This is a genomic window from Fructobacillus sp. ESL1096 (assembly GCF_058511985.1).
In genome coordinates this window covers 483,337-508,286 of the sequence record NZ_CP196400.1, presented here as the reverse complement: position 1 = coordinate 508,286, position 24,950 = coordinate 483,337, and the positions used below count along the sequence as shown (strand labels likewise).

The 24,950-nt window shown below is 43.9% G+C and carries 32 protein-coding genes; 28 read left to right on the top strand and 4 right to left on the bottom strand.

Features of this window, described 5'->3' with window-relative positions; genetic code table 11:
• The first annotated feature begins 6 nt into the window (after positions 1 to 6).
• From rpmD to rplQ, 10 genes are all read left to right on the top strand, one after another.
• Positions 7 to 189, top strand: a complete 183-nt coding sequence (gene rpmD, locus ACSYSR_RS02290; protein WP_047975010.1) for a 50S ribosomal protein L30 — start codon at positions 7 to 9, stop codon at positions 187 to 189.
• A 29-nt stretch (positions 190 to 218) separates the two neighbouring features.
• On the top strand, positions 219 to 653 hold the full coding sequence (rplO, locus tag ACSYSR_RS02285; protein WP_047975009.1) for a 50S ribosomal protein L15: 435 nt from the start codon (positions 219 to 221) through the stop codon (positions 651 to 653).
• A gap of 1 nt (position 654) precedes the next feature.
• Positions 655 to 1,953 (top strand): preprotein translocase subunit SecY, encoded by a 1,299-nt coding sequence (gene secY, locus ACSYSR_RS02280; protein ID WP_252774362.1) that lies wholly within the window; start codon positions 655 to 657, stop codon positions 1,951 to 1,953.
• 23 nt (positions 1,954 to 1,976) lie between these two features.
• A complete protein-coding gene (locus ACSYSR_RS02275) occupies positions 1,977 to 2,543 on the top strand; it encodes an adenylate kinase (protein WP_252774361.1) in 567 nt (188 codons plus the stop codon).
• Between the two features lie 99 nt (positions 2,544 to 2,642).
• Positions 2,643 to 2,858, top strand: a complete 216-nt coding sequence (gene infA / locus ACSYSR_RS02270; RefSeq protein ID WP_010691205.1) for a translation initiation factor IF-1 — start codon at positions 2,643 to 2,645, stop codon at positions 2,856 to 2,858.
• Positions 2,859 to 2,908: 50 nt separating this feature from the next.
• Positions 2,909 to 3,028 carry a 50S ribosomal protein L36 gene (gene rpmJ, locus ACSYSR_RS02265; protein ID WP_074717856.1) on the top strand — a complete coding sequence of 40 codons (120 nt, stop codon included), beginning with the start codon at positions 2,909 to 2,911 and terminating at the stop codon, positions 3,026 to 3,028.
• A gap of 78 nt (positions 3,029 to 3,106) precedes the next feature.
• On the top strand, positions 3,107 to 3,478 hold the full coding sequence (rpsM, locus tag ACSYSR_RS02260) for a 30S ribosomal protein S13 (RefSeq protein ID WP_047975006.1): 372 nt from the start codon (positions 3,107 to 3,109) through the stop codon (positions 3,476 to 3,478).
• A gap of 176 nt (positions 3,479 to 3,654) precedes the next feature.
• Positions 3,655 to 4,041, top strand: coding sequence for a 30S ribosomal protein S11 (gene rpsK / locus ACSYSR_RS02255; protein WP_047975005.1), 387 nt, complete (start codon positions 3,655 to 3,657; stop codon positions 4,039 to 4,041).
• Between the two features lie 46 nt (positions 4,042 to 4,087).
• Entirely contained in the window at positions 4,088 to 5,032 is a 945-nt protein-coding gene (locus ACSYSR_RS02250) for a DNA-directed RNA polymerase subunit alpha (RefSeq protein WP_489816236.1), read from the top strand.
• Between the two features lie 36 nt (positions 5,033 to 5,068).
• Positions 5,069 to 5,452, top strand: a complete 384-nt coding sequence (rplQ, locus tag ACSYSR_RS02245; protein WP_252774359.1) for a 50S ribosomal protein L17 — start codon at positions 5,069 to 5,071, stop codon at positions 5,450 to 5,452.
• Between the two features lie 67 nt (positions 5,453 to 5,519).
• On the opposite strand, the gene ACSYSR_RS02240 is transcribed toward rplQ, so the two are convergent.
• Positions 5,520 to 6,743, bottom strand: a complete 1,224-nt coding sequence (locus tag ACSYSR_RS02240; RefSeq protein WP_489816237.1) for an NAD(P)/FAD-dependent oxidoreductase — start codon at positions 6,741 to 6,743, stop codon at positions 5,520 to 5,522.
• A 242-nt stretch (positions 6,744 to 6,985) separates the two neighbouring features.
• On the opposite strand from ACSYSR_RS02240, the gene ACSYSR_RS02235 reads away from it, so the two are divergent.
• From ACSYSR_RS02235 to ACSYSR_RS02190, 10 genes are all read left to right on the top strand, one after another.
• Positions 6,986 to 7,858 (top strand): ABC transporter ATP-binding protein, encoded by an 873-nt coding sequence (locus tag ACSYSR_RS02235; RefSeq protein ID WP_489816238.1) that lies wholly within the window; start codon positions 6,986 to 6,988, stop codon positions 7,856 to 7,858.
• On the top strand, positions 7,858 to 8,724 hold the full coding sequence (locus tag ACSYSR_RS02230) for an ABC transporter permease (RefSeq protein WP_489816239.1): 867 nt from the start codon (positions 7,858 to 7,860) through the stop codon (positions 8,722 to 8,724). Before ACSYSR_RS02235 ends, ACSYSR_RS02230 begins: the two co-directional genes overlap by 1 nt.
• A 19-nt stretch (positions 8,725 to 8,743) precedes the next feature.
• Complete coding sequence (locus ACSYSR_RS02225; RefSeq protein ID WP_489816240.1) at positions 8,744 to 8,872, top strand: hypothetical protein; 129 nt, start codon at positions 8,744 to 8,746, stop codon at positions 8,870 to 8,872.
• Positions 8,873 to 8,912: 40 nt separating this feature from the next.
• Positions 8,913 to 9,359, top strand: a complete 447-nt coding sequence (locus tag ACSYSR_RS02220) for a LytTR family DNA-binding domain-containing protein (RefSeq protein ID WP_489816241.1) — start codon at positions 8,913 to 8,915, stop codon at positions 9,357 to 9,359.
• Positions 9,360 to 9,368: 9 nt separating this feature from the next.
• A complete protein-coding gene (locus ACSYSR_RS02215; protein WP_252774354.1) occupies positions 9,369 to 9,761 on the top strand; it encodes a DUF3021 domain-containing protein in 393 nt (130 codons plus the stop codon).
• Positions 9,762 to 9,982: 221 nt separating this feature from the next.
• Positions 9,983 to 10,804 carry an energy-coupling factor transporter ATPase gene (locus ACSYSR_RS02210; protein WP_489816242.1) on the top strand — a complete coding sequence of 274 codons (822 nt, stop codon included), beginning with the start codon at positions 9,983 to 9,985 and terminating at the stop codon, positions 10,802 to 10,804.
• A complete protein-coding gene (locus ACSYSR_RS02205; RefSeq protein WP_252774352.1) occupies positions 10,780 to 11,679 on the top strand; it encodes an energy-coupling factor transporter ATPase in 900 nt (299 codons plus the stop codon). The genes ACSYSR_RS02210 and ACSYSR_RS02205 overlap by 25 nt, the downstream gene beginning before the upstream one ends.
• The gene (locus ACSYSR_RS02200) at positions 11,672 to 12,472 is read left to right on the top strand and encodes an energy-coupling factor transporter transmembrane component T family protein (RefSeq protein WP_252774351.1); all 801 of its coding nucleotides are present in this window, start codon (positions 11,672 to 11,674) and stop codon (positions 12,470 to 12,472) included. Before ACSYSR_RS02205 ends, ACSYSR_RS02200 begins: the two co-directional genes overlap by 8 nt.
• Positions 12,473 to 12,499: 27 nt before the next feature.
• A complete protein-coding gene (gene truA / locus ACSYSR_RS02195) occupies positions 12,500 to 13,273 on the top strand; it encodes a tRNA pseudouridine(38-40) synthase TruA (RefSeq protein ID WP_489816243.1) in 774 nt (257 codons plus the stop codon).
• 85 nt (positions 13,274 to 13,358) lie between these two features.
• Positions 13,359 to 13,766, top strand: coding sequence for a pyridoxamine 5'-phosphate oxidase family protein (locus ACSYSR_RS02190; RefSeq protein ID WP_252774349.1), 408 nt, complete (start codon positions 13,359 to 13,361; stop codon positions 13,764 to 13,766).
• A gap of 341 nt (positions 13,767 to 14,107) precedes the next feature.
• On the opposite strand, the gene ACSYSR_RS02185 is transcribed toward ACSYSR_RS02190, so the two are convergent.
• Entirely contained in the window at positions 14,108 to 14,341 is a 234-nt protein-coding gene (locus ACSYSR_RS02185; protein WP_252774348.1) for a hypothetical protein, read from the bottom strand.
• A 308-nt stretch (positions 14,342 to 14,649) separates the two neighbouring features.
• Between ACSYSR_RS02185 and rplM the strand changes: the two genes are divergently transcribed.
• Positions 14,650 to 15,093 (top strand): 50S ribosomal protein L13, encoded by a 444-nt coding sequence (rplM, locus tag ACSYSR_RS02180; protein ID WP_059393906.1) that lies wholly within the window; start codon positions 14,650 to 14,652, stop codon positions 15,091 to 15,093.
• A gap of 18 nt (positions 15,094 to 15,111) precedes the next feature.
• Positions 15,112 to 15,507 (top strand): 30S ribosomal protein S9, encoded by a 396-nt coding sequence (gene rpsI / locus ACSYSR_RS02175; protein ID WP_059393905.1) that lies wholly within the window; start codon positions 15,112 to 15,114, stop codon positions 15,505 to 15,507.
• A 127-nt stretch (positions 15,508 to 15,634) separates the two neighbouring features.
• Here the strand turns inward: rpsI and ACSYSR_RS02170 are convergent, their stop codons facing one another.
• Positions 15,635 to 16,861 (bottom strand): MFS transporter, encoded by a 1,227-nt coding sequence (locus ACSYSR_RS02170; protein WP_489816244.1) that lies wholly within the window; start codon positions 16,859 to 16,861, stop codon positions 15,635 to 15,637.
• A 640-nt stretch (positions 16,862 to 17,501) separates the two neighbouring features.
• Positions 17,502 to 19,469, bottom strand: coding sequence for an ABC transporter ATP-binding protein/permease (locus ACSYSR_RS02165; RefSeq protein WP_489816245.1), 1,968 nt, complete (start codon positions 19,467 to 19,469; stop codon positions 17,502 to 17,504).
• Positions 19,470 to 19,579: 110 nt separating this feature from the next.
• Here ACSYSR_RS02165 and ACSYSR_RS02160 point away from each other — a divergent pair, with 110 nt between their 5' ends.
• The 6 genes from ACSYSR_RS02160 (at position 19,580) to ACSYSR_RS02135 (ending at position 24,887) form a co-directional block, all read left to right on the top strand.
• The gene (locus ACSYSR_RS02160; protein ID WP_252774345.1) at positions 19,580 to 20,179 is read left to right on the top strand and encodes a TetR/AcrR family transcriptional regulator; all 600 of its coding nucleotides are present in this window, start codon (positions 19,580 to 19,582) and stop codon (positions 20,177 to 20,179) included.
• Between the two features lie 379 nt (positions 20,180 to 20,558).
• Positions 20,559 to 20,870 carry a PadR family transcriptional regulator gene (locus ACSYSR_RS02155; protein WP_252774344.1) on the top strand — a complete coding sequence of 104 codons (312 nt, stop codon included), beginning with the start codon at positions 20,559 to 20,561 and terminating at the stop codon, positions 20,868 to 20,870.
• A gap of 1 nt (position 20,871) precedes the next feature.
• Positions 20,872 to 21,429, top strand: a complete 558-nt coding sequence (locus ACSYSR_RS02150) for a DUF1700 domain-containing protein (RefSeq protein ID WP_252774343.1) — start codon at positions 20,872 to 20,874, stop codon at positions 21,427 to 21,429.
• A 4-nt stretch (positions 21,430 to 21,433) separates the two neighbouring features.
• Positions 21,434 to 22,126 carry a DUF4097 family beta strand repeat-containing protein gene (locus ACSYSR_RS02145; RefSeq protein WP_252774342.1) on the top strand — a complete coding sequence of 231 codons (693 nt, stop codon included), beginning with the start codon at positions 21,434 to 21,436 and terminating at the stop codon, positions 22,124 to 22,126.
• 12 nt (positions 22,127 to 22,138) lie between these two features.
• Positions 22,139 to 22,888, top strand: a complete 750-nt coding sequence (locus tag ACSYSR_RS02140; RefSeq protein ID WP_489816246.1) for an ABC transporter ATP-binding protein — start codon at positions 22,139 to 22,141, stop codon at positions 22,886 to 22,888.
• A gap of 1 nt (position 22,889) precedes the next feature.
• Positions 22,890 to 24,887: an FtsX-like permease family protein gene (locus tag ACSYSR_RS02135; RefSeq protein WP_489816247.1), complete on the top strand. Its 1,998-nt coding sequence runs from the start codon at positions 22,890 to 22,892 to the stop codon at positions 24,885 to 24,887.
• Positions 24,888 to 24,950: the final 63 nt, after the last annotated feature.

The window sequence follows — 24,950 nt, the reverse complement described above, 5'->3', positions numbered from 1 at the left end:
GATAACATGGCTGATTTGAAAATCACTTTGATTAAGAGTGCGGCTCATCGCTTGCCTAAGCAACGTGCCATTGTTAAGTCACTTGGACTTAACCGTGTGTCAAGCTCAGTGGTGAAGCCTGATAACGCAGCTACTCGTGGCGCAATTTTCCATATTGCTCACTTGGTTGCTGTTGAAGAAGTAAAATAAAAAAATTTAGAAAAAGGAGGGACCAAACGATGAATTTGAACGAATTGCAACCTGCTTTGGGTTCACGCCAGACACGTAACCGTGTTGGTCGTGGTACTTCATCTGGAAACGGTAAGACTGCTGGTCGAGGCCAAAAGGGACAAAAGGCCCGTGGTAAGACACGTCTTGGGTTCGAAGGTGGACAAATGCCTTTGTACCGCCGTATTCCAAAGCGTGGATTTACAAATATCTCACGCAAGGAATTCGCAGTTGTTAACTTGGACAAGTTGAACAACTTCGATAACGGCACCGAAGTAACACCTGCTTTGTTGATTGAAAACGGTGTAGTAAAGAACCAAAAAGACGGAATCAAGGTCTTGGGTAATGGTCAATTGGAAAAGAAGTTGACGATTAAGGCCCACAAGTTCTCTGCTGCTGCAGTTAAGGCCATCGAACAAGCTGGTGGTACAACCGAGGTGATCTAAAATGTGGCGCACGCTATTTAATGCAATCCGACAAAAAGATATTCGCAAGAAAATGCTTTGGACGATTTTGATTCTCTTTGTTTACCGCATTGGGACTCACATCACTGTTCCAGGTGTTAATCCTGCTGCCTTGAATTCAGTTTCTGGTTCAGGCTTGCTGAATATTTTAAATATTTTTTCGGGTGGAGGCTTACTGAACTTCTCGCTCTTTGCGATGGGGGTCTCGCCTTATGTTACTGCGCAAATTGTTGTGCAGTTGCTGCAGTTAGATATCGTGCCACGTTTTGTTGAATGGAGTAAACAAGGCGAAGTTGGTCGCCGGAAGCTGAATCAAGCTACCCGGTACTTGACCATTATCTTTGCCTTTTTGCAATCAGTGGGAATTACCGCTGGATTCAACTCCTTAGCCGCCTATGGTTTGGTGAAGCAGACCAATAACGTGACCTCCTTCCTGCTGATTGGGTCGGTCATGACCATTGGAACTTTCTTTGCCATGTGGTTGGGAGAAATGATTACCGAAAAGGGTCTTGGAAACGGTGTTTCTATGATTATCTTTTCTGGAATTATTTCTCAAATGCCTTCTGGTTTGTGGGAAATTTTCAAGGAAAATGTTCTGCAAGTTAGTGGGAGCGACAAGGTTACCGGCTGGATTTTCATGGCGGTTTTACTGACGGCAATTATTTTGGTTGTCGGAATTACGACCTGGTTTTATGAAGCAAGTCGCCGTTTGCAAATCCAATATACACGGTCAGCTTCTTCCTACGGGGCTGAAGCTTACCTACCTTTGAAGTTAAATGTTTCTGGGGTGATTCCTGTGATCTTTGCTTCGTCATTGATTTCAACACCACAGACAATCCTCTTCGCCTTCCAGAGTAAGTATAGTAACGTTAGCTGGTTTAAAGTCCTACAGCAGATTTTCTCCATGCAAACAACAACTGGAGCAATTTTTTACACTGTTCTGATTATTCTCTTTACTTACTTCTACGCTTTTGTCCAGGTCAATCCTGAAAAGTTGGCTGAAAACTTGCAAAAGCAGGGGGCTTACATTGTTGATGTTCGTCCTGGTGTCGAAACGCAAAAGTTTGTCACAAAGCTGCTCTTACGCTTGTCGTTTGTTGGGGCTTTGTATCTTGGCTTTGTCGCCTTGGTACCATTGATTGCATCTGATGTATGGGGACTTAATGAAAAGATTGGTTTGGGTGGAACTTCTTTGCTGATTGCCATCGGGGTTACCCTTGATTTGATTCGTCAAATCGATGGTCTCTTGCAAAAGAAGAACTACCTAGGCTTTATCCGTTAAGCTGGTTTAAAAGGAGTTCAATCATGACGAAAAACCTAATTTTATTGGGTCTACCTGGTGCAGGTAAGGGAACTCAAGCTGAGAAGATTATTGCTGATTATCCAATGGTTCACATTAGTACTGGCGATATCTTCCGGGCCAACATGAAAGAAGAAACTGAGCTTGGACAAAAAGCAAAAGCCTTCATGGATGCTGGTAACTTAGTTCCTGATGAAATTACGAATGCGATGGTCGCTGATCGACTATCGCAACCTGACGTAGTTGAAAACGGCTTTATGCTGGACGGCTACCCACGTAATGAAGAACAGGCAAAGTTCTTGGACCAATTCTTAGCCGAAAAGAACAGCAAGGTTTCGGCTACCTTGTATTTTGAAGTTCCTGACCAAGTTTTGGTTGACCGGTTAATGAACCGGGGACGGGCGGATGACACAAAGGATGTTATCGCGCACCGTTTGGAAGTCAACAAGAAGGCCAACTTGCCTTTGGTTGATTACTATGAAAATCATGGTGTTTTGCACACCATCGATGGTAATGGTGAATTAGACCGAATTTACGCTGATGTAAAATCGGTCTTGAATGCCTTGGACTAAAAGGCTTTTCTTGATAATTCAGGGAAATCCTGGTATAATCAATAAGGTTGACCGCCTTATCGATTATGTTGAATGATGGTTACATAGGAGGTAATCTGCGTGGCCAACGATGTCATTGAAATTGAGGGCAAAGTTAAAGAAACGATGCCAAATGCAATGTTTCAAGTCGAACTTGAAAATGGTGCGGTCATCTTAGCACACGTTTCCGGGAAGATTCGTAAGAATTATATTCGGATCTTGCCAGGTGACCGTGTCACGGTTGAAATGTCACCATACGACTTGACAAAGGGTCGTATTACTTACCGTTTCCGCTAAAAATTAGTGAAACGGTCGATAATCAGTTAACCGAATAGGAGGAATAGATTATGAAGGTGCGTCCATCAGTTAAAAAAATGTGCGAATCTTGCCGTGTGATTAAGCGTAACGGCCGGACAATGATTATTTGCCCAGCTAACCCTAAGCACAAGCAACGCGCAGGTAAGTAATTTTTACTTACAAAGATAAAAAACGCTTGAAAATGAACTTAGAAGTTCTTTCAAAATATTAAAAGGAGGTAAATTGTTATGGCTCGTATTGAAGGTATCGATTTGCCACGTGACAAGCGAATTGTCATTGGTTTAACATACATCTACGGAATCGGTAATACAACTGCCCAAAAGATCTTGGCTACGGCTAAGGTTTCTGAAGACGTTCGAGTGCGCGACTTGACGGTTGATCAAGAAGATCAAATCCGTGAAGCTATCGCTGCTTTGAACTTGCAGTTGGAAGGTGACTTGCGTCGTAAGGTATCACTTGATATCAAGGGATTGCAAGAAATCGCCTCATACCGTGGTATTCGTCACCGTAAGGGATTGCCCGTTCGTGGACAACACACGAAGAACAACGCCCGTACTCGCAAAGGCCCAGCTACGGCAATTGCTGGTAAGAAGAAGTAAAAACCTTTTTACCAATCTCTTTAATAAGAAAACGGCATATTGTCGCAAGACTGCTGTCCTTTTCTAAAAGAGCCTCACTTTTGTGAGAAATGATTATCACAACCATAGTTGTGTAATGTTGGTTAGTCATCACTAACCCGAGAAATTATAAAGAATTTGAAAAGGAGGCAAAAATTATGGCAGTTCGTACTACACGCAAGCGTCGTGTGAAAAAGAACATTGAATCTGGTGTGGCACATATCCACGCAACTTTCAATAATACTATCGTCATGATTACCGATGCCCAAGGTAACGCTGTTGCCTGGTCATCAGCTGGTGCCCTTGGATTTAAGGGATCACGTAAGTCAACACCATTCGCTGCTCAACAAGCAGCGGAAGCAGCTGCTAAGTCCGCATTGGAAGTTAACATGCGCACTGTTGCTGTTACGGTTAAGGGCCCTGGTTCCGGTCGTGAATCAGCAATTCGTGCATTGGCCGCAGCTGGTCTTGAAGTAACGTCAATCAAGGATGTTACCCCAGTTCCCCATAACGGATCACGCCCACCAAAGCGTCGTCGTGTTTAATTAATTTCATTGCGCTTGCTTTGAAAGAGGGGGTTAGAGTTAACAGATGATTGAATTTGAAAAGCCAGATATTCATAACATCGAAGAGGATGCCAACTACGGTAAGTTTATCGTGGAACCTCTGGAGCGTGGCTATGGGACGACTTTGGGCAACTCCCTTCGTCGTGTCTTGCTATCATCGCTTCCTGGCGTAGCGGTCAACACAGTCCAAATTGACGGTGTGGTCCACGAATTCTCAACCGTTGATGGTGTTGTAGAAGACGTGACCCAGTTGATTTTGAACTTGAAAAAAGTTGTTTTCGCTACGGACTCAGCTGAAGAGCACGCTTTGGAAATTGATGTTCAAGGACCAAAGGACGTTACTGCAGCTGATTTGACAGGATCAGCTGACATTGAAGTCTTGAACCCAGATTTGCATATTGCAACTTTGGCAGCTGGAAAGTCATTACACATGACGGTTACGGCTGTAAAGGGTCGGGGTTATTCTTCAGCTGAAGAAAACAAGCAATTACGTGATGAAATGCCAATCGGTGTTTTAACGGTTGATTCGATTTACACACCAATCGAACGAGTTAATTACCACGTTGAAAACAAACGTGTTGGTTCTCGCGACGATTACGATAAGCTGACCATGGAAGTTTGGACTAATGGTTCAATCAAGCCAAGCGATGCTTTGAGTCTTGGTTCAAAGATTCTAACAGAACACTTGAACTTGTTCACGGATATTTCCCCTGTTGCCCAAGAGACTAAAGTCATGGTTGAAACGGAAAAGGCTACAAGTACTGCAGCTGATGCCGCTCCAATCGAAGATTTGGACTTGTCCGTTCGTTCATACAACTGCTTGAAGCGAGCAGGAATCAACACGATTGAAGAGTTGACTGATCGCTCAGAAGCCGACATGATGAAGGTCCGTAACTTAGGACGTAAGTCATTAGACGAAATTCAAGAAAAGTTGACCGAAATGGGCTTAGGCTTCCATCAAGAAGATTAATATTCATCAAAAGTTTAGAAAAAGGAGGATTAACCGATGTCATACCGTAAGCTAGGCCGTACTTCATCACAACGTAAGGCAATGTTGCGTGACTTGACGACTGACTTGTTGATCAATGGTCGGATTCAAACTACTGAAGCCCGCGCCAAGGAAGTTCGCAAGACAGCTGACAAGATGATCACGCTTGGAAAGCACGCTGATTTGGCAGCCCGTCGTAAGGCCGCTAAGTTCGTGCGTAACGAAGTTGCTGATGTCAAGGAAGATGGCGATAACATTCGCGTACAAACTGCTTTGCAAAAGTTGTTTGAAGAAGTGTCACCACGTTTTGCAGAACGTAATGGTGGTTACACTCGCATCTTAAAGACTGTGCAACGTCGTGGCGATGCTGCACAAATGGTTATCTTGGAGTTAGTTGACTAATTGCTTGATAAACAAAAAGCTCGAAACCTTAATTGGTTTCGAGCTTTTTTGTTGGCGATTTAGTTGATTATCGCTTTGGACGACCATAGCGGAAGTAACGGAAGAAGCCGTAAGCAGAGCCAATTCCAGCGAAAAATGATAGGTTAATGGCATGTTTTGCCCAACGTGCAACCAGTCCTGCAGAACCATTGCGGCCATAGGCATTTGTGAGACCATAGTTCTTGCCAAGGGAAACAAAATAGCCAGGATTTTTTTGTTCCTTGGCACTCTTGCCATGGTCCTTAGCTAATCCTAATTGGTAAATCAGTCTGTTGATAATAATATTACCAGCGTATTCGGCAGCTAGCGCCAATTGGGGTAGCCCTTCTTGATTGTTTTGTGTAAAGGCAGCAATGTTTCCGGCTGCAAAAACGTTTGATAATGGCGCGCCTTCATCGGTCAAGACCCGGAAGTGCTTATCGACGGTTAATTGCCCATGGTCGTTAATGGCAATCCCCCAACGATTGGAAAAGGGTTCAACTTGTAGACCGGTGGCCCAATAGACCTTGTCGGTGAATAGTTGCCGGCCATCCAATAGTGTCAGTCGGTCCTTGGTCATCCCAAGCACACGCGTATTATTGAAGACTTCAACTCCCCGTTTCGTTAAAAAATCTTTTGCCTTTTGACTTAATTCGGGTTCCGTTAAGGCTGGTAAGAGAACTTGGCTAGCATTAATCAAGGTTAGTCTAATTCGTTCTGGGTCAATTTTGTGATGGTTTTTAAAGTTTGCTAGCTCGGCCATTAGTTCGACCCCACTCGGCCCACCACCAACAACCGTAATATTTAAGCTATGTTCAGGATTTGTTTTTTGCTGTTCCAAGAATTCTTCTAAATCAGCTTGAACAGCCAATGCGCCATTAAATGAGTTAAATAATGTGGCATGCTCGACAACACCTGGAATACCAAAGGCAGAACCAATACTACCGGTTGTTAAAATTAGGTAGTCATAGTGGTAATCGTTTTTCTTGGTCATCAATAAGTGATCGTTAAAGTTGATGTCATCAACTCGTTGGTTGATAAAGGTGACGTTTTCGTCATTTTTTAAAAGTTGGAAGAGATCATAACGTGCGCCCTCGACGGGAACGGTGTTAACAGCAATCTGTGGTAAAACATTTTGTAAGGTCATCGCTTCGCTACCATCATTAAAAAGCAGAATCTGATGATCAGTTCTGCGAATTTTGCGGGCTAACCGCTTAGTAATGTAAACGCCAGATAATCCTGCTCCGACGATTGCAATGGTTTGTTTGGACATTCATGAATCCCTTTTTTCCTCAATTTCAATCTATTATACACCGGTTGTTTACAAAAATGCAGGTAATGTGGGCTGTGCTGATATATATTAGAATTCATTCGAACATTATGGAAAAATCAACTGGAAAATACTTAATATGACTGATTTTTTAACCGCTTGGGGCCAAAACGGAACCGCTTGGCGGAGAATCTGAGACATAAAAGCAGAAGATAGTTAGAATAAAAACGTTGGAGGAGAGACAAATGATTTTAAAAGCAATTAACTTGAGTCAACGCTATGGCAACTTTGAAGCAGTCAAGCGAATTAACTTATCAATAGCAAAGGGGTCCTTAACAGCCTTGCTTGGGCCAAACGGGGCGGGTAAATCGACAACAATGCGGATGCTGACGGGATTGGATCAAGCAGCCAGTGGGGAAGTCGTTTACGCAGAAAAAACCAAAATTGGCGTTGTCTTTCAGAATAGCGTCTTAGACGGGGAATTAACTGTTCATGAAAATTTGGCAATTCGGGCTGCTCAGTACAAAGGTATTCCCGTAGATAGAGTGGGCACCTTAGTTAAAGACTTAGGACTAATGACCTTTGCTGAGCAACGTTATGGCACATTGTCAGGTGGGCAAAAACGACGAGTTGATATTGCCAGAGCATTGTTGAACAAGCCGGATATTCTTTTCTTAGATGAACCGACGACCGGTTTGGATATTCAGACTAGGCGGGCAATTTGGCACTTGCTAGAAGACCTACAGCGAAAAGACCAACTAACGATTGTTTTGACGACACATTACTTGGATGAAACGGACCAAGCTGATCAAGTTGCGATCATCGATCATGGCCAGGTGATTGCTAGTGGCTCTGCAAGGGCAATTAAACATCAATATGCACCGAGTCAGTTGCGTTTGGAAGTCCAGGCAGACGGGGCAGAACGGTTGCTTAGCCAGGGCTATGACTTTGAAAGCAAGAACCACGAGGGTGCAGAACAGCTACTGATTAAGGGGCTAACTGCCAGTGAAACAATCGCCTTACTGAGCAAAAATAAAGACGCTGTGACTGATTTTGAGTACTTACAGGGCACAATGGACGATGCCTTTATCGCCTTAACTGGGCAGGAGGTGCGCTAATGTTTGCCCTAATGAAACGAAACCAATTATTATATTTTCGCAACCACAGTGGGGTAGTGATGTCTTTAATGGGCGCGCTAATTTCCTTTATTCTTTACATTGTCTTTTTGAAGAAGGGTATTAGTTCTGATTGGTCCGGTGTTCCCCATAAAAATCAACTCCTTGATACCTGGCTGATTGGTGGAACTTTGGTGATTACTGGGGTTACCACGACGCTGACGGCTCTTTCACAGCTAGTGAAGGACAAGGAGACGCACGTCAGTGCGGACCTCTTCTTGACAGACACCAAGCCAATCACCCGCCGTGCAGCCTATCTTTTGAGCGCTGCGGTTGTGGGATTCTTGATGCAGGTAGTTGTTTTTGTTGTGATGGCGACTTACTTTGTGATGGTTGATGGCTTGAGCCTGACGGCTGAAAGCTTGGTTGGCCTCGTCTGGGTCATGCTCTTAAGTGCTGTGCTATCGACGCTTCTAAACGCCTTGATGTTGAATCGGATTGAAACGGTCGACAATTTGTCAAAAATGGCAACGATTGTTGGAACCGCCAGTGGCTTTTTGGTCGGTGGTTATATCCCAATCGGTTCCCTACCTGATTTTGCTCAAACATTGATGAAAGTGACACCCAGTTTTTATGTGGCAACGCTCTTCCGTCAGGTGCTGATGAATGAGACAATTTCGTCATCTTTTGCCGGTCAGAGTAGGGCCATCGAGAGCTTTAATCAAGAAATGGGCATTCGGGCCCAATGGGGACACTTGTTGACGGGGATGGAAAGCAACTTGGTTGTGTTAGGATTAATAGGAGGTGGTTGCCTATTATTGCTAGTACAGGTTCTACACGATGGTCGCAATCGGCCAAGGACCAAATAAAATTTGTTGGGGTATCTTAGTGGAAGTTTATTTTCGAAAAAATCATCAAATGAAAGGTGATCAGGTGGAGGTCACGGTTGAAGCCTCAGCGGCTAATCAAGCGGTGACAGACTTGTTGGCTTATTTGCGTCGCTACCCAATCGGTTAAACCGTCCAATCCAGCTGTACCACTAAAATCATCTATAGGAATGGCTGACCAATCGCTCTCGAAAGATGCACAAGCGTCCACAGTCCAGCCAGCAAATTTAAACTTTGATGAGAGCGTCCGCCACTCGGCGCCTTCTACCACGCAGGCTACTACCACAAAATTCGGCATTCTCTCGGTCAAAACAGCCGATGAAATTATTTTGTTGAGGGTGGCTGATCTGATTTTGATTGATGTAGAAGCTGGTCAGCTCGTCATCACGACTACTCGCCAGCAAATTTTAGTTAAAGAGCGGTTAGGTCATTTTGTCGATCGACTCGGTCAGGCAAACTTTGTTCAAATTTCTAAGCACGCCGTTATCAACCTCGATCACTTGCAATCGTTATCAAACAGCTTCTCTGGGAATATGACGGCCGAATTGGCCGGTGGCAACCAAGCCTTAGTCAGCCGGCGTTATGTTAAGACCCTGATGGGTCACTTAGGCTTATAAGGAGAGAAAATGAAGAAATTGTTCTTAAAGATGATCCGTGGTATGGAATACGGCTCATTAACCTATTTACTAGCCCTGCTGCTGTCTGCTCAAACAATCAAAGTCACAACAAAGGATATCGTTGGCGTCCTCTTGATGAGTGCTGCGATTGGCCTGTTAACTTTGATTTTTACGATTGAGCGCTTGTCTTATTTGATGGCCATTGTCATCCACCTCTTAGGTACCTTCGCTTTAGTCGTTCTCACTGATCAATTAACGGGTGGCTTTCATGGCATCTTAAATTGGAATTTTTGGTTGATTTTTGTGACCGCCTACCTGGTGATTTGGTTGATTATCAAAGTTGATCAGCAAACTCAGGTTGATCGGATCAACGCCGCCTTGAAAAAGGTCCAGACAAAATGAAATCAGAACCATACAAAGACTGGCAGAGAACTTTTCAGATTGAGCCTTGAGGATTGAATAATAAGTCGACCATGTGGGTCGGCTTTTTTTGTGGTGTTGATCAGTGCATCAGTTAGAAAAAATTAAGCCGCATTTACTAACTAAAGCAGTGGTTCTCAACTCGTCACCGACCAAACTACCGCGACCGGCCCTCAGCCTGCAAATATGGTAAAATGTTGATAATGAAAAATGCAATAACAATTAACAATTTGACTTATGGGTACCCAGACCAGGACCCACTCTTTCATGGCTTTGACCTTGCAGTGCAAGAGGGGCAGTGGCTGTCGATTGTCGGCCATAATGGATCAGGAAAATCAACGCTTGCCAAGCTCATCCTGGGCCTATTAGAAGCCAACAGTGGTATAATTAGAGTCTTTGACCAGGAACTGACAGTTGCAACACTGGCGGAAGTCCGTGAACAGGTGGGAATGGTTTTCCAAAACCCGGATAACCAGTTTGTCGGTGCTACTGTTGCCGACGATGTTGCTTTTGGTTTGGAAAACCGTCAGGTACCGTCTGAAGAGATGCCAGCAATGATCGAAGCAGCCCTGAAACAGGTGGGGATGGCTGATTTTGCTGACCGAGAACCACACACGCTCTCGGGTGGACAAAAGCAACGAGTCGCTCTGGCATCCGTCCTGGCCCTTAAACCAAAGGTGATTATCTTAGATGAGGCAACGGCTATGCTCGATCCAGCTGGCAAGAGTGCTGTTTTGCAGACTTTAAAGGATCTGAAACACCATCACCAGGACCAACTGACGCTCATTGTTATCACTCATGACATGGCGGAGGCCGCCTTGGCGGATCGCGTGGTCGTCATCAATGACGGTCAGTTAGCCTTGGACGACCGACCCCAGGACCTCTTTGTCCAGGGACAGGCACTCAAAGAACTTGGCTTAGACCAGCCGTTTGAGTCTCAACTGGCTCAGGCCCTGCCAAAGGCACCCAACCAGTATTTAACGAAGCAGGAGTTGGCAGCATGGCTATCAACATTGAAGGATTAAGTTTTCACTATGGCGCCGGAAAAAATTCGGAGCAGATTCTAAACGATATTAATTTAACGGTTGAACCCGGTCAGATTACCGCCATTGTTGGTCAAACTGGTTCAGGCAAGTCGACTTTAGTTCAGCATTTGAATGCACTCTTGCTGCCAAGCGGTGGACAAGTTGTCGTTGGTGACCAAGTTGTCACCAGTAAAACCAAGGAAAAGGCATTGGGTCCAGTTCGGGCCCAGGTGGGAATGGTTTTCCAATTTCCGGAAAATCAGCTTTTCGCTAGCACGGTCTTAGAAGATGTCATGTATGGCCCTAAGAATTTTGGCAAGAATGCTGAAGAGGCGGAAATTCTCGCAAAAAAAGCTTTGGTTCAGGTTGGCTTGAAGGAAGAATTTTGGCAACACTCGCCCTTTGATCTTTCAGGTGGACAAATGCGTCGAGTGGCGTTGGCGGGCGTCTTAGCAATGGATCCACAAGCTATGGTTTTTGATGAGCCAGCGGCTGGCCTTGATCCCAAGGGGCAAGAGGAACTTTTGAACTTGCTACGGGATCTGAAGGCCGCCCAGAAGACAGTTGTTTTGATTTCTCACCAGATGGACCAGGTGCTAGCGCTTGCAGACCAAGTAGTCGTGATGCAGGCCGGTCGTGTGGCAGCCATTGAAGCGCCCGACCAGCTTTTTTTGCGTGACCGGCAGTGGTTCTTGGACCATGCTTTGGATTTGCCAGAGCCAGTGGCGTTTGCAAAGTACCTGGAAGACCACGGTTATCATTTTGATTATTTGCCAAAATCAGTGGCCGAATTGGCTGAACAAATCAAGGAACAAGTTGATTGGGATCAGGTCACTGTGCCAAATTCTTTGACTGGAGGTGACCGAGATGAATAACCTTGTGATTGGTCAATTTATTCCCGGCACAGCTTGGCTTTACCGGGTCGACCCCAGAACCAAAATTTTGGTAACGGTGGTGTATGTCTTTCTCTTAATTTTTGCTAATACCTGGCCGGCCTATGCCCTTGCCACTTTGTTTTTGGCCTTAACACTGGTTTTAACGGGTCAAAGCCTTGGACTTTACTGGCGGGGAATTAAGCCTGTGATATGGTTAATCATCTTTACCGTCTGCCTCCAGCTTTTCTTTACCGGAGGAACACCAGTTTTGTTCCAGTGGCAGTTTTTGAAAATTACGCTGCCGGGCTTGGTTAATGCCCTTTATGTGGTTTTGCGCTTTGTGTTGATTGTTCTGATGTCAACAGCCCTAACGCTGACGACACCGCCAACGGCCATTGCCAGTGCCATCGAGTCGCTCTTAAAGCCCTTAAAAGTGATTAAGGTACCAGTTGCTGAACTGGCCTTGATGCTTTCAATCGCCTTACGCTTTGTGCCATTGCTGATGCTGGAAACGGATAAGGTGATGAAGGCACAAAAGTCGCGGGGGATGTCACTGTCCACTGGGTCACTGATCAAGCGGTCAAAGGCCGTTTTGCCCCTGTTGATTCCACTCTTTATCGGAGCCTTACAGCGGGCACTGGACTTAGCCAACGCCATGGAAGTTCGTGGTTTTGAATCTGCGGATAATCGGACCCGTTATCGGGTCTTATCCTTTAGTAAGCAGGATTTATTGGCTGTTTTGGCGACCGGACTGTTTGTCCTTCTTTTTATCGGATTACTATGGATCAATTAAATAAAACTAGCAAGAAGGGAGCCGCCGATGCCGCGTTATCGTGCGATTGTCGCTTACGACGGGTCTGATTTTTTAGGCTTTCAAGTACAAAGTAAAAATGGGGTGGAACGCCACCGTACTGTTCAGGGAGAATTAATCAAGGCCGTTAATCAGATGGGCAAGAACCCCGTTGAACGGATTAAGGTTGTCGGGGCCTCACGAACCGATACCGGCGTTCACGCCAATGGTCAGGTCGTTCACTTCGATCTGCCTTTTAATATCCCGGGAGCAGGCGTTCGCAAGGGCTTGAATACCATTTTACCTAGAGATATTTTAATCAAGCAGGTGGACCAGGTTTCAGATGACTTTCACGCCCGCTTTGCCTCACATCAGAAGCGCTACTATTATCGGGTTTCGACTCAGGACTATGTCGATCCTTTTAAGCGGCGTTATACTGGCCACTTTCACTGGCATTTGGACCCCAAACGAATTGAGCAGGCTCTGCCTGATTTAATTGGCGAACATGACTTTGCCACCTTTGCTGCTTCTGGAAATCAAACGACCACAACCGTTCGAACCATCACTAGAGCGGAAATTGAGGTCAAAGAAGATGAGCATGAACTTGTTTTTGTCTTTGAGGGCAACGCCTTCTTGTATAACCAGATTCGCATTATGGTTGGTGTTTTGCTGGAAATCGGCACTGGCCGCCGGCCTGTTGATGCTATTCCAGCGTTGATTGCTGCCAAAGACCGGAAACAGGCACGTTACACGGCACCAGCGGCTGGTTTATATTTGGATGAAGTAGCGTATAATAGTTTGTGAGTTCGGATAATTTTTTCACTTTAAAAATCAGCTTACACTTTTTATTAGCTGATTAAGTGCTGGTAGTCGACACACGGAGGTTAACATGACATTATTTGAGGAATATATTCAGGCAGCTCGGGGTTTGATTTTTGTGGCAACGGCCAAAGATGATCAACCAAGCTTGCGGATTATGGGCTTTGCGGCTGATCCAGAACGCCCTAACGTCTGGTACCTGGTTTCACAGCCAGATACGGCAAAGATTGTTGATTTGGACCAGAACGCAAAAGTTGCCATCATGACGCCTTTAAATGAAAACGGGGCTAGAATCGAATCCAACCAAGTAACTATGGTGCGTTCCAAGAAAACTTGGCAGGATGTGCAATCTTACTTCACTAACCCTGTCTTCTCAAAGAACCACCCACATCCTGAAGAAGAAGTGTTGCTGGAGTTAACCTTTAAGTCTGCTCGCTTAGCCGCCTATGCTGGTACTAAAGTGGTGACTTTTGCCTAATTTGAGCGGCTTATAGTTATTCATTAAGTCGTGTAGTGGTCTCAGTAGAGAAGCCCAGGTGAGTAATCGTAAAAAATTTTAATGGCAACAGCAAAAAGCCCCAACCATTATTCATGGTTGGGGCTCCTTTTTATCAGTGCTGCCAGTCAACTGAAAAGTTTAATGAGGAGAAGTAGAGGGTCGTGGCTAGTCCGACGGTTTACTAATGGAAATGACGGGGAGAAGAGTATCAATCTCCAATTTGTCTTTATCAGCAAACCGGGCAGCATTCGGGTAGCCAGCACTTTCGATGATTGAATCTGGATTTTGTCAGTCGTAAAAGCAAACCAATGGCACTCATATTACTCAGCATGTTTGCTTGCGATATCTACCTGCCTCATCAGGATGTATTTAGTACTGATATTTGTAATTGGTGTGCTTGGTTGAGCGAACTTGGTGGGGGCTTGTTGCTGCTGTTGCAGGGTGTTTGGCCCAGCTGAAGCAATGGCAGTGTTACCACCAAGGACGATTAAGCTCATTAAAGCGATAAAAATCCAGAAGGGCTTTGTTTTCCATATATCTCTAAGATGTAGCATACGGATTCCTCCTATAAAGGTACTATAACACGACAATGACTCATTTGTCACATTAAATTAAATATTTTGTAACATAAAAGGGAACATTAGAATTTTTGTGATCCTTTTCTGAAGAAAATGAGTTTGAATAGAACTGATTTTATTGATGGAAAATCAGTAAGAAATTCGGGAAAATAATTGACAGTACAAGCCCTAGTCGCTATAATGGTTATTGGTATTGTTTACCTCACGATAAGCCCCGGAAACTTATTGTAAAAGTTAGGTAAGGAACGACCTAGCATGTAAACAACTAATCAAAGGAGCGCGCCATGCGTACAACATTTTTAGCAAAGCCTAGCGAAATCGAAAAGAAGTGGTACATCATTGATGCCAAGGACGTCGTTTTGGGACGTTTGTCAACAGTAGTTGCTTCTATTTTGCGTGGTAAGAACAAGCCAACTTTCACACCTAACGTTGATATGGGTGACAATGTCATCATCATCAATGCTGGTGAAGTAAAGTTGACTGGTAAGAAGGCAACTGACAAGATTTACTACCATCACTCAAACCACCCAGGTGGATTGAAGGAACGTACTGCCGGTAACTACCGTCAATATGATCCAGAAAAGTTGTTGGAATTGTCAATCAAGGGTATGTTGCCTAAGACATCTTTGGGACGTAAGCAAGGTTTGAACCTGCACGTATACGCTGGAGCAGATCACAACCATGCTGCTCAGAAGCCTGAAGTACTTGACATCAACAAGTTGGTCTAAGAAAGGAGTGCCGATAATATGACTGCAGCAGTACAATATGCCGGAACTGGTCGTCGTAAGAACTCAGTTGCTCGGGTCCGTTTGGTTCCTGGTAACGGTGCCATCACTATGAATGGCAAGTCAATCGAAGACTACATTCCTTTCCCTAACTTGCGTGAAGTTGTTTTGCAACCATTCAACGCTACAGATACATTGGGTAACTATGACGTTTTGGTTAACGTTAATGGTGGTGGTTTCTCTGGTCAAGCCGGAGCCACTCGTCACGGTATCGCCCGTGCATTACTCGTTGTTGACCCAGACTTCCGTCCTGCATTGAAGCAAGCTGGTCTTTTGACCCGTGATGCTCGTATGAAGGAACGTAAGAAGCCAGGTTTGAAGAAGGCCCGTAAGGCTTCACAATTCTCAAAGCGTTAATCTTGACATTATCGTTTTACGAGAAAAATGGAAAAGCACCAACCGATTGTGGTTGGTGCTTTTTTTGTGCCCTACATGTGACAGTTGGTTTCTTTGAAACGAAAGCAATTACCGGTGATAGTTTCTGTTATTTTTGCAGCCGGGGACCGGTTCTTTTCTGAATCAAAATAATAACGCTTATTGAGACAACCATTGATAATAAAAGGATTGGTAATTTTCCAAAAATGGGGTAACCGCCAACTAAAATAATACTTCCGATGGGGGCTGCAACCGTTAACACACTATTTAATACGCCTAATATGATACTGAGGGACTTAGAATCACTATTTTTCATTAACAGTGCATATAATTTAGGATTCACCTTTCCCGTGATATACGTAATAGAAAAAGCTACTATTAAGATTAGTATGATATTGAGATTTAATAATAGGACAACGTAGAGCAAGAAGATGATGCTTGAAGCCAGGGTAATTAACGTTTTAATGCTGGCCTTTTTGAGGATGTCGTTAACGGTAATTGACCCTAAAATACTACCTAAAACAAAGGTGATGTTGATTAGTAAAATAGTTGTACCAAAATGAAATGGAGAAACCGTAGGATTGTCTAAGATATATAAGTTTAAAATACCATCAATACTAGTGCCTAAGGCATTAACTAAAATAATCGATAATAAAATGTTAAAAATTGGAACTGCGGTTATATCGGAAAATAAATGAAGTACCGTCCGAATTTTAATTTTGTGATCATTACCATCTGCTACATTTTTTTCTTCATATGTTAGATCATGACGATGGATAAATAAAATACAGGCAGAAATCAGTAAAGTGACGGCATTAATGATACTCCCTACCACGTAGTTATGGGTCGCCATCATATAACTAACGCCAATTCCTTGACCAACCGGCTCCATGATTAAGGAAATACTCTGGTACAAGCCTAGCGCCTGTTGCTGATTTTCTCCAGCAACCTTATTTTGAATAATTGGCATTTTCATCAAGCTAATGACGACTCCAATAATATCCGACAATAGATTAACGATGATGGCGGAGGCAATATATTGGTCCGTCGTAAAAAATAGAACAGCTAGTATTCCGAAAAATAGACTTTGAGTTAAGGTCAGAAGGATAACCCACTTGGTCTTATTTTTGATACTGCTTGAAATTTTGCCAAGAAAAATAGAAGTAATTCCAGGTAGGACTGTTGCGATTGATACTACTGAAACCCAAAAAGATGGCATTTTGGTATTTTTGGCCATTAGTAGCAGAACAATATTAAAGAAGCTAATGCCAATAACTTGGAAAAATGTACTTAGACTTAATCCTCGAAATGCTTGATTGCGTAATAAATTAATCATGATTGATACCTCACTTTGATTGATAATGTTTGGTGCAGTGTGGATTTGAATAAACCATGTCTTGAGCGAGAATAAGTGTGAGTGTCCGAGTTATTACGAGTTAGTTTTTTGTTGTACTTTTTCCATTTGAAAATCCAAAACCTATTTTTCATTCTAGCTTCTCCCCTTGATTAAAATCTTTCTATTATTTTATCATTTAATTATAATAAAAAGATAAGGGAAATTGATTTTAAAACCAACGAGCTTGAAATACTCAAGCTAAAAATGATGGGATTTGAGGAGTATCTTGCGATCCTAGCGTCCAACAAAAAGTAATTTTTAAGTTTTATTATAAGCACGTTGCTAACCAAATTTAGGGTTCAATGCCATCGACTCTTTTCGCTGTTATATTGTGTTTTTTGATATTGAAAGGATTCTTTAGGATTACTTCGCTTGATAAACTTGGTCTGTAGACGTATTAATAATTCTCTGCAACAATTGATGTTTTTTGAGAACTGGAAGCGAGTCTACTAATAACATTAGGGCCGTTCCGGCAATAGCCGAGACCCTCCATTCCTGCATTTGCCATCATAAAAACCCCAGAACTGTGCTGCAATTCTGAGGTTCATTATTATTTATTAATTCATTCCATGAGGAAAGCTTAGTCAGCTGATAAGGCATCGATTGGGTTCAACTTAGAAGCTCGACGGGCTGGTAGCATAGCAGCCAACAATGAAATCAAGATTGCTAAGACGAAGGCTGTTGTGACATTACCGGCAGTAATCTGAACGAAGGCGTAATCTGCAGTCCCCTTCAAGGCAGCGTTGATACCGGCTTCGGCCAAGAAGGCCAAACCAGTGGCAAAGATTGCTGAAATCAGGCCAGTGATTAATGATTCAGTAATGAACAACCATTGGATGTCACCCTTTGATTCACCAATGGCACGCAGAATACCGATTTCCTTAGTTCGAGCTGAAACCGACATGTACATCGTGACGATAATCATCAATGCTGAAACAATTAATGAGATACCAGCGATAGTGGCCAAAACGTTGGTTGCTAAGTTAACGTAAGTCTGAGCTTGATCAATGATACTCATAACGGAAGAAGTTTTGTAAAGACGGTTAGAAGAGCTGTCCTTGATTTGATCAATCTTCTTCGTAGTTGCCTTAACGTTGTCCATATTATCAACCTTCAAGTTCAATGACGTTGGGGCAGTTGATAGGCCAGACTTTTCCATTGCAGCTTGTATGGTTTGTGTGCTGGTTAATCCTTGTGCGATACCTTGGCTGTTAGCCTTTGTCACACCGGCAATTTTAGCAGTGAATGTCACTGGAGTAGCCGACTGTCCGTTTTGGACTTGGTAAGTCATCGTGACTTCCTTACCGATAGCATCCTTATAGTTACTAAAACCAAGGCGCTTTGTCACGGTTGTTTCGTCTAAGAGCACTTCATTTTCCTTCGGTGCATTACCGGCTTTGATTGAGTCGGTCGTATCTTCTGAAGTCCAGTTGGTCAATGAAGTAACCGTTGCTGATTTACCGTTATAAGTTGTATTGACGTTGGTAGCGCTATAAGAGTTTTCAACCTTTGACACATGTGAAGTGTCTTTGATTTGCTTAATTTGGTCGGCGGTAAAGGCTTGCTTGCTACCACCGCCAAGTAGGACGGCAGCATTTGATTCACCATCGGTCTCCTTGCTATAGCGGGAGACGGTTACCGACTGTGGGTTGGCTACCTTGGCAATTTGATCACCAATATAGCCGGAAATTCCATTTCCAAGACCTGAGAATAGGACTACGGCAAACAAGCCGATCGCTGTTCCCAAGATAATTAATGAATTATGCTTGATGTTGTACTTAAAATGTTTAGCAGCAGTTCGGATGCTGGCCATCAAAGGTAATGGACGGGAACCAAGCATTTCTTTATCGGTTGTTGCAAAGGCAGGCTTGAGACGCTCGTCGGATTCGATTTGACCATCGGCCAAACGCACAATTCGTGTTCCGGCATCGGCAACTGCCTGCGAGTGGGTAACGGTAATGACCAAACGACCTTCTTTGGCGATGTCGTTTAACAATTCCAGTACTTCGGTTGTGTTTTCGGCATCCAAGGCTCCGGTCGGTTCATCGGCAATAATGACCTTAGGGTCGGAAGCTAATGCACGGGCGATGGCGACACGTTGCTTTTGGCCACCAGATAGCTGGTTTGGATACTTTTTGATTTGTTTTTCCAAACCAACCTTTTGCAAAAGTTCCTTGGCTCGGCTTTCGCGTTCCTTCTTGTTTAACGTTGTCATGTCTAATGAAACTAAGACGTTGTCTAAGACGGATAGGTGTGAAACCAGGTTATAAGACTGGTAAATGTAGCCAATCGTTTCCCGACGGTAACGATCTAATTCCTTTTCTTGCTTGTGGTCTAGCAACTTGCCCTTGACCAAAACTTCACCAGAGAAGTTACGGTCAAGCCCACCAATAATGTTCATCAGTGTTGACTTACCACCACCGGATTCACCCAGGATGGAAACGAAGTCGCCAAGATCGAAGTTTAAATCGATGCCTTTGAGAACGGGAAATTCTTCCTTCCCGAGGAAATAGGATTTCCTAATGTTCTTTAATTCTAAATATGCCATACGTGTCCTTTCACAATAAACTTTAATATTGTTAAGTCATATTAAACCTTTTATTGAAAATAAAGTCAACCTATAATAAAATAAATTATCGACCAAGGAGACAAAACCCTGTGAAAAGAGAAGAATTAAAACAATTAAACCGGCAGAAGATCTTAGCTGCCGCCACAGAACTGATGACACATCAGGGGATTCGGGCAACTAGTATGAAGGACGTTAGCTCAAAAGCAGATATTTCAATTGTCACCATGTATAAGTACTTTCCGACCAAAGAGGAGCTAACCGAACAAGTTGTTTTGGACTTTTACCATAAACGATTTGAGCCGATTGTCATGATGGCAGAAGGCCCAGAGACGAACTTTGCCAAAATTATTAATGCTTTTAAACAGGAGCAGGAAGAGTGTGAAGAGCTCTTAGGTGAGAATATTTTTGTTGAATTTCAACGGGTGATTAAGCATTCCAGGATTGTTTATGATTACTTATATAATACGCAAATGTCCTTGATATCGACCCTGATTAAAAAGGGACGAGCAAGTGGTGAAATTAATACGCCGGCTAGTGATAACATAATGTTGATGGTGATTTCGTGGGCCTTTACCTATCTGGCCGAGATGGAAGAAGATCTCAGTAAGGAAGAAATTGAGGGCCTTCAATTGTTTTTGCAGTATGGGGCGTTGGGCCGACCAAAGGATTGGAAAAATCCGTTAGGATAAGATCAAACAATCCTATAATTTTTTATTGAATGGCGATGATTCAAAATCAGAATAGGATGTGGCCAGCTTCTTTATCATGGCTGTGTATTTTGGCCTGACCTGTTGCCTTGGATTGTCATCGACAGGAACAGATTTATCAGTACGATATAAAAGTCAGATAATTGTTTGTTGAATTATCTTTCTTGCTAGTAGTCAACACCGTTATTAATGGTGTTGGCTTTTTTGTGCTGCCATGATGGTAACGACTGGATTGGCGATACCGGATAAGTGGCGATTGACAGTTTTTTTCTTTAAAATTAAAAAAATATGGGTTTCAAGAGGGTTTCATCCTATTTGACAAACTATATCATATGACATATAGTATTAGATGTTAAGGAGTATGATGATGAAAATAAAGATTCCGAATCTAGTTCTCGAGGCGGTTGTTTTACAGACATTGTCCGAAGAAGAACTTTATGGCTACGTAATTACAAAAAAAATACAGGAAGTTATTCCAATTTCTGATTCGACAACCTATCCCATCTTACGACGACTCGAACAAAAAGGCTTTGTCACCACCCGGTCGGCAATCTTTGATGAACGAACCCGTAAATATTATCAGTTAACGCAAACGGGAGAGGAACAGCTGGCTGACGCTAAAAAAGAGTGGCAGACCTTTGTTGAGCAGGTGAACGGCATTTTGGGAGAGTAATATGAACTATTTAGAAAAATTAGCAGCAGCACTTAAAGGATTACCAACAAAAGAAAAGGACGATATCTTAGAGTATTATCGTGAATACCTTGAGGACGGTGGCTTATCGGATGCAGAGGCGATTAAGAGCCTGGGCCAACCGGAAGAGTTAGCAACAAAAATTAAGACAGATTATTATACCGAGAACGGTGAACAAGTACCGCCTTATGGAACGCAGCACACAACGGCTTATCGGGTTTTGATTTTAGCCTTGATTATTATCACGTTACCACTAACCCTACCATTCTTTGGTGGTATCTTCTTTTCACTCTTTATGCTTATCTTCGTCTTCTCGATTTTGATGTTATTGGCCACGGCGGCTGGTGTCGCCTTCTTTATTTACGGCCTCTTCACATTGTTCCATACTCTTTGGTCGGGACTGTTCTTTACTGGCTTGGGTATCATCTTTATTGGCCTGATGTTCCTGGTAATTCCAGGTATTATCTTTGTCACGAAAAAGGTTATTCAGGGAATTGTTGCCCTAAGTCGCTGGCTTGTAGAACTTTGGGAAAGGATTTAGGCTAATGAAAAAATCGTTGAAATTAGGTGTCTTTTTGATGAGTGTGGGGGTAGTGCTCTCAAGTGTTTCCTTTGTCTTAGCCAAGCCCGGGGAAATTGATTTTACCTTGGCGCGCTATTTAACCAGGGTCAAAACGGAAACGCACGATATTAGTCCAGACAAGACCCAGCTGACAAATGACCATATTCAAGGAATAAAGGTCAACACGAATAGCTTTGATATCGTGGTTAAAAGCGGTGACAACTATGCTGTCCAGGAACTGGATTCTGCTGGTCAGCCATTATTTGAGTCGAAGGTTGAAAATCAGCAGTTGGTTGTGAGTCAAAAATCAGGAAGAAACAGGATTTTCCAATCAGGTGAAACACGATTAGAGATTACTATTCCAGAGAATGCGAATTTACAAAAACTGACGATCCAAACTGAAAATGGTGATATTCAGTTAACAGGCATCAACGTTAATCAAGTGCAAGTAAGGAATACAAATGGTGACATTACATTGCAGCAAGTGACAGTTACCGGCGGTGGTAAAGTCACCAACGAAAATGGCGATATTGAAGTTGAGCAAAGTCAGTTGCCAATCGTTGAGGCCGAAACGAAGTCCGGCGCGCTTTCAATGAAACGGGCTTACCATGTCGGTTACGGCGCTGGTGCTAATTTGCATTTGCTGAATCAGTCCGGCGATATTGATTTGAACTAAAGGAGAAGAACAATGGCATTACTAGAACTAATCCACGTACAGAAGTCCTATTCGGATAGCCAAAACAAGCGGGTCTTACAAGATATTTCACTGACCATCAATCAAGGGGACTATGTTGCAATCATGGGCGAGTCCGGTGCTGGTAAGACGACACTGTTAAACATTATGGCCACCCTTGATAACCCAACCGAGGGTTCCATTAAGCTCAATGGGGTGGAAACCACTGATTTATCAGACGGAAAGAAGGCGGTTTTCCGGCGCGAAAATCTCGGCTTTATCTTCCAGTCTTTTGATCTTTTGGACATTTTCAACAACCGCGACAACATCTATTTGCCATTGGTTTTGACTAAGGCCCCTAAGGCCGAAATGGATAGCCGCTTGAACGAATTGGCCCCACGTTTGGGGATTCAAGAACTTTTGGATAAGTATCCCAGTCAGATTTCTGGTGGACAGCGGCAACGAGTCACCGCTGCTCGTGCTTTGATTACGCAGCCAGCATTGATTTTGGCCGATGAACCGACAGGAGCCTTGGATTCCAAAACGGCTCAAGAAATGTTGTCGATTTTTCAGGATGTGAATGCAGCGGGACAGACCATCGTGATGGTCACCCATTCATCATTATCCGCATCTTATGCCAAGAAGACCCTCTTTATCAAGGATGGTCGGATTCAAACTGCCTTAGACCGGGGCGAGATGACCCAGGAAGAATACCTGTCAGCCATCTCCAACCAGCTAACGGAGTTGACGAAAGTAGGTGAATAAGATGTTGAGTCTTCGCTTCGCACTGCAGACGCTCAAAAAAGATTTTCGCCATTACGCCCTCTTTATTTTTGCTAACGCCTTCTTGTTGATGGTTAACGCCATGTTCTTTGCCATTCGGAACAACCACAGTATTGCTACTTCCGAATATGGCAAGATTATCAAGGCCGTAATGGTCTTGGGCTTAGTCCTTTCACTTTTGGTCGGGGCAGTCTTTATTTTTTATGCCAATTCCTTTGTCTCCGGTCGGCGCCAACGACAAATTGGGACGCTTTCGATGTTGGGGATGTCGCGCTTTCAAGGTGCCATGGTGGTGGCCTGGCAATCGCTTGGCCTCTGGTTGATCACGACGGTCATTGGCCTGATGGCTTCATTCGGTGCCCTGTTTATTGCCTTTCCCGTGTTAAATCAGTTGGCCGGGGGCCAGGATTATCGAGTTTCTTTTGACTGGAATACGGTGGTCACGGTTGGGCTGATTTACGCAGCGTTGTTTTTCCTGATGGCACTGATTGAATGGTTTAAAATTGGTCGAACAAGCTTGATTGATTTAACCAAGTCCGACCAAAAGGTGGCCAAAGAACCAAAGGCGAAGGCCTTCTTGGGCATCATGGGCTTTGTGATCCTAATTGCTGGTTATTGGTTGGCTTTGACCACTAAGCCAAGCTTGAATGCCCTTGTCTCCTTTATCTGGGCGGTCGGCTTGGTGATTGTCGGAACTTATCTGGTGATGATTGTCGGGATTGGCTGGCTCCTAAAGCGCTTGCGTAAGAACCAAAAGTACTACTATCAGGATAAGCATTTTGTGCCCGTTTCGGGACTCTTATTCCGCGTGAAGAATAACGGGGCCGGCCTGGCCACTGTTGCTTTGCTGTTTACAACCATCGTCGTGGCCTTGACGGCAGCGATTTCAATGCAGCAGGTAACTAGCAAATTTGGTCAGTACCTGCCATATGATACAACGATTACGAGCCCACAATCGTTGACAAAGGACCAGTTAAATCAGATCCAGCAAAGCGCCCAAAAGCACAACTTAACTTTGAGCGCTAGTCATGAACTGGAAGCGACTAACGCCATCTTGGTAAAGGTTAGTGGCGGGGGTCGAATCAGCCGCTTTACTGGAACGGGGGATGTCATGTCTGCTCCTGTATTCCGGGCCATGACGACCGAGAGCTTGAAGAAATGGCAGGGACAGTCTGTTTCATTGGCCAGCGATGAGGTCGGAATCTACGCAACACATCAGCAGCAGGTACCAGCAAAATTGCAAATTGGTGGCCAGACCTACAAGGTGAAGACCATCGACCAATTTACTGCACCTGATTCAACCGCACCATCCGGCCCAAGTTATGATTACTTGGTTGTGAACCAGCAAAGCCAGCTGAACGCCTTCTTAAAGGATGTTCAGGCACCGGCCACGAACGATAGTGGCTTCCAGGTGGAAATCTCGGACATGCCGGATGCGGTGACCCACATCTATGCCTACGATGTGAAGGGCACGAAGAAAAACGAAATTGCCTTTAGCAAGGACTTAAGCGAGATTTTCCAGCAGGCGGGTGGTCAGGTTACGGACCGAGCCGATGCTGTGCAAAGCATCGAAACTGTCTTTGGTAGTTTGGTCTTTGTCGGGGTCTTGACTGCTGTTGTGTTGACCTTTACCACGGTTTTGATTGTTTACTACAAGCAGGTTGCTGAAGGCTTGGTTGACCGACAAAACTTCAAGAAGATGCAACGAATTGGTCTCAGCCTGGCGGAAACCAAGCAAATGATTAACCGCCAAATTCGCTTGCTCTTTGGTTTGCCGCTTGTGTTGCTGATTTTGAACGCAGCCTTTGCCTTCCCAATTTTGAAGACGGTCTTCAAAACCTTGGGACTGTTTGACCCAACAATTTTTATCCCAGTCATGGTCACGATGACGGTGATTGTGATCTTGATTTACCTGGTGATTTACTGGCTAACCTCTAAGCGTTACCAACAAATCGTTAACCAGTCAAAGGCTGGTCGATAAGCTGAAAAATCAGTTTCCATATCTCAAGAAGAAAAGACGAACTCAGCTGCAATTGCGGCCAGG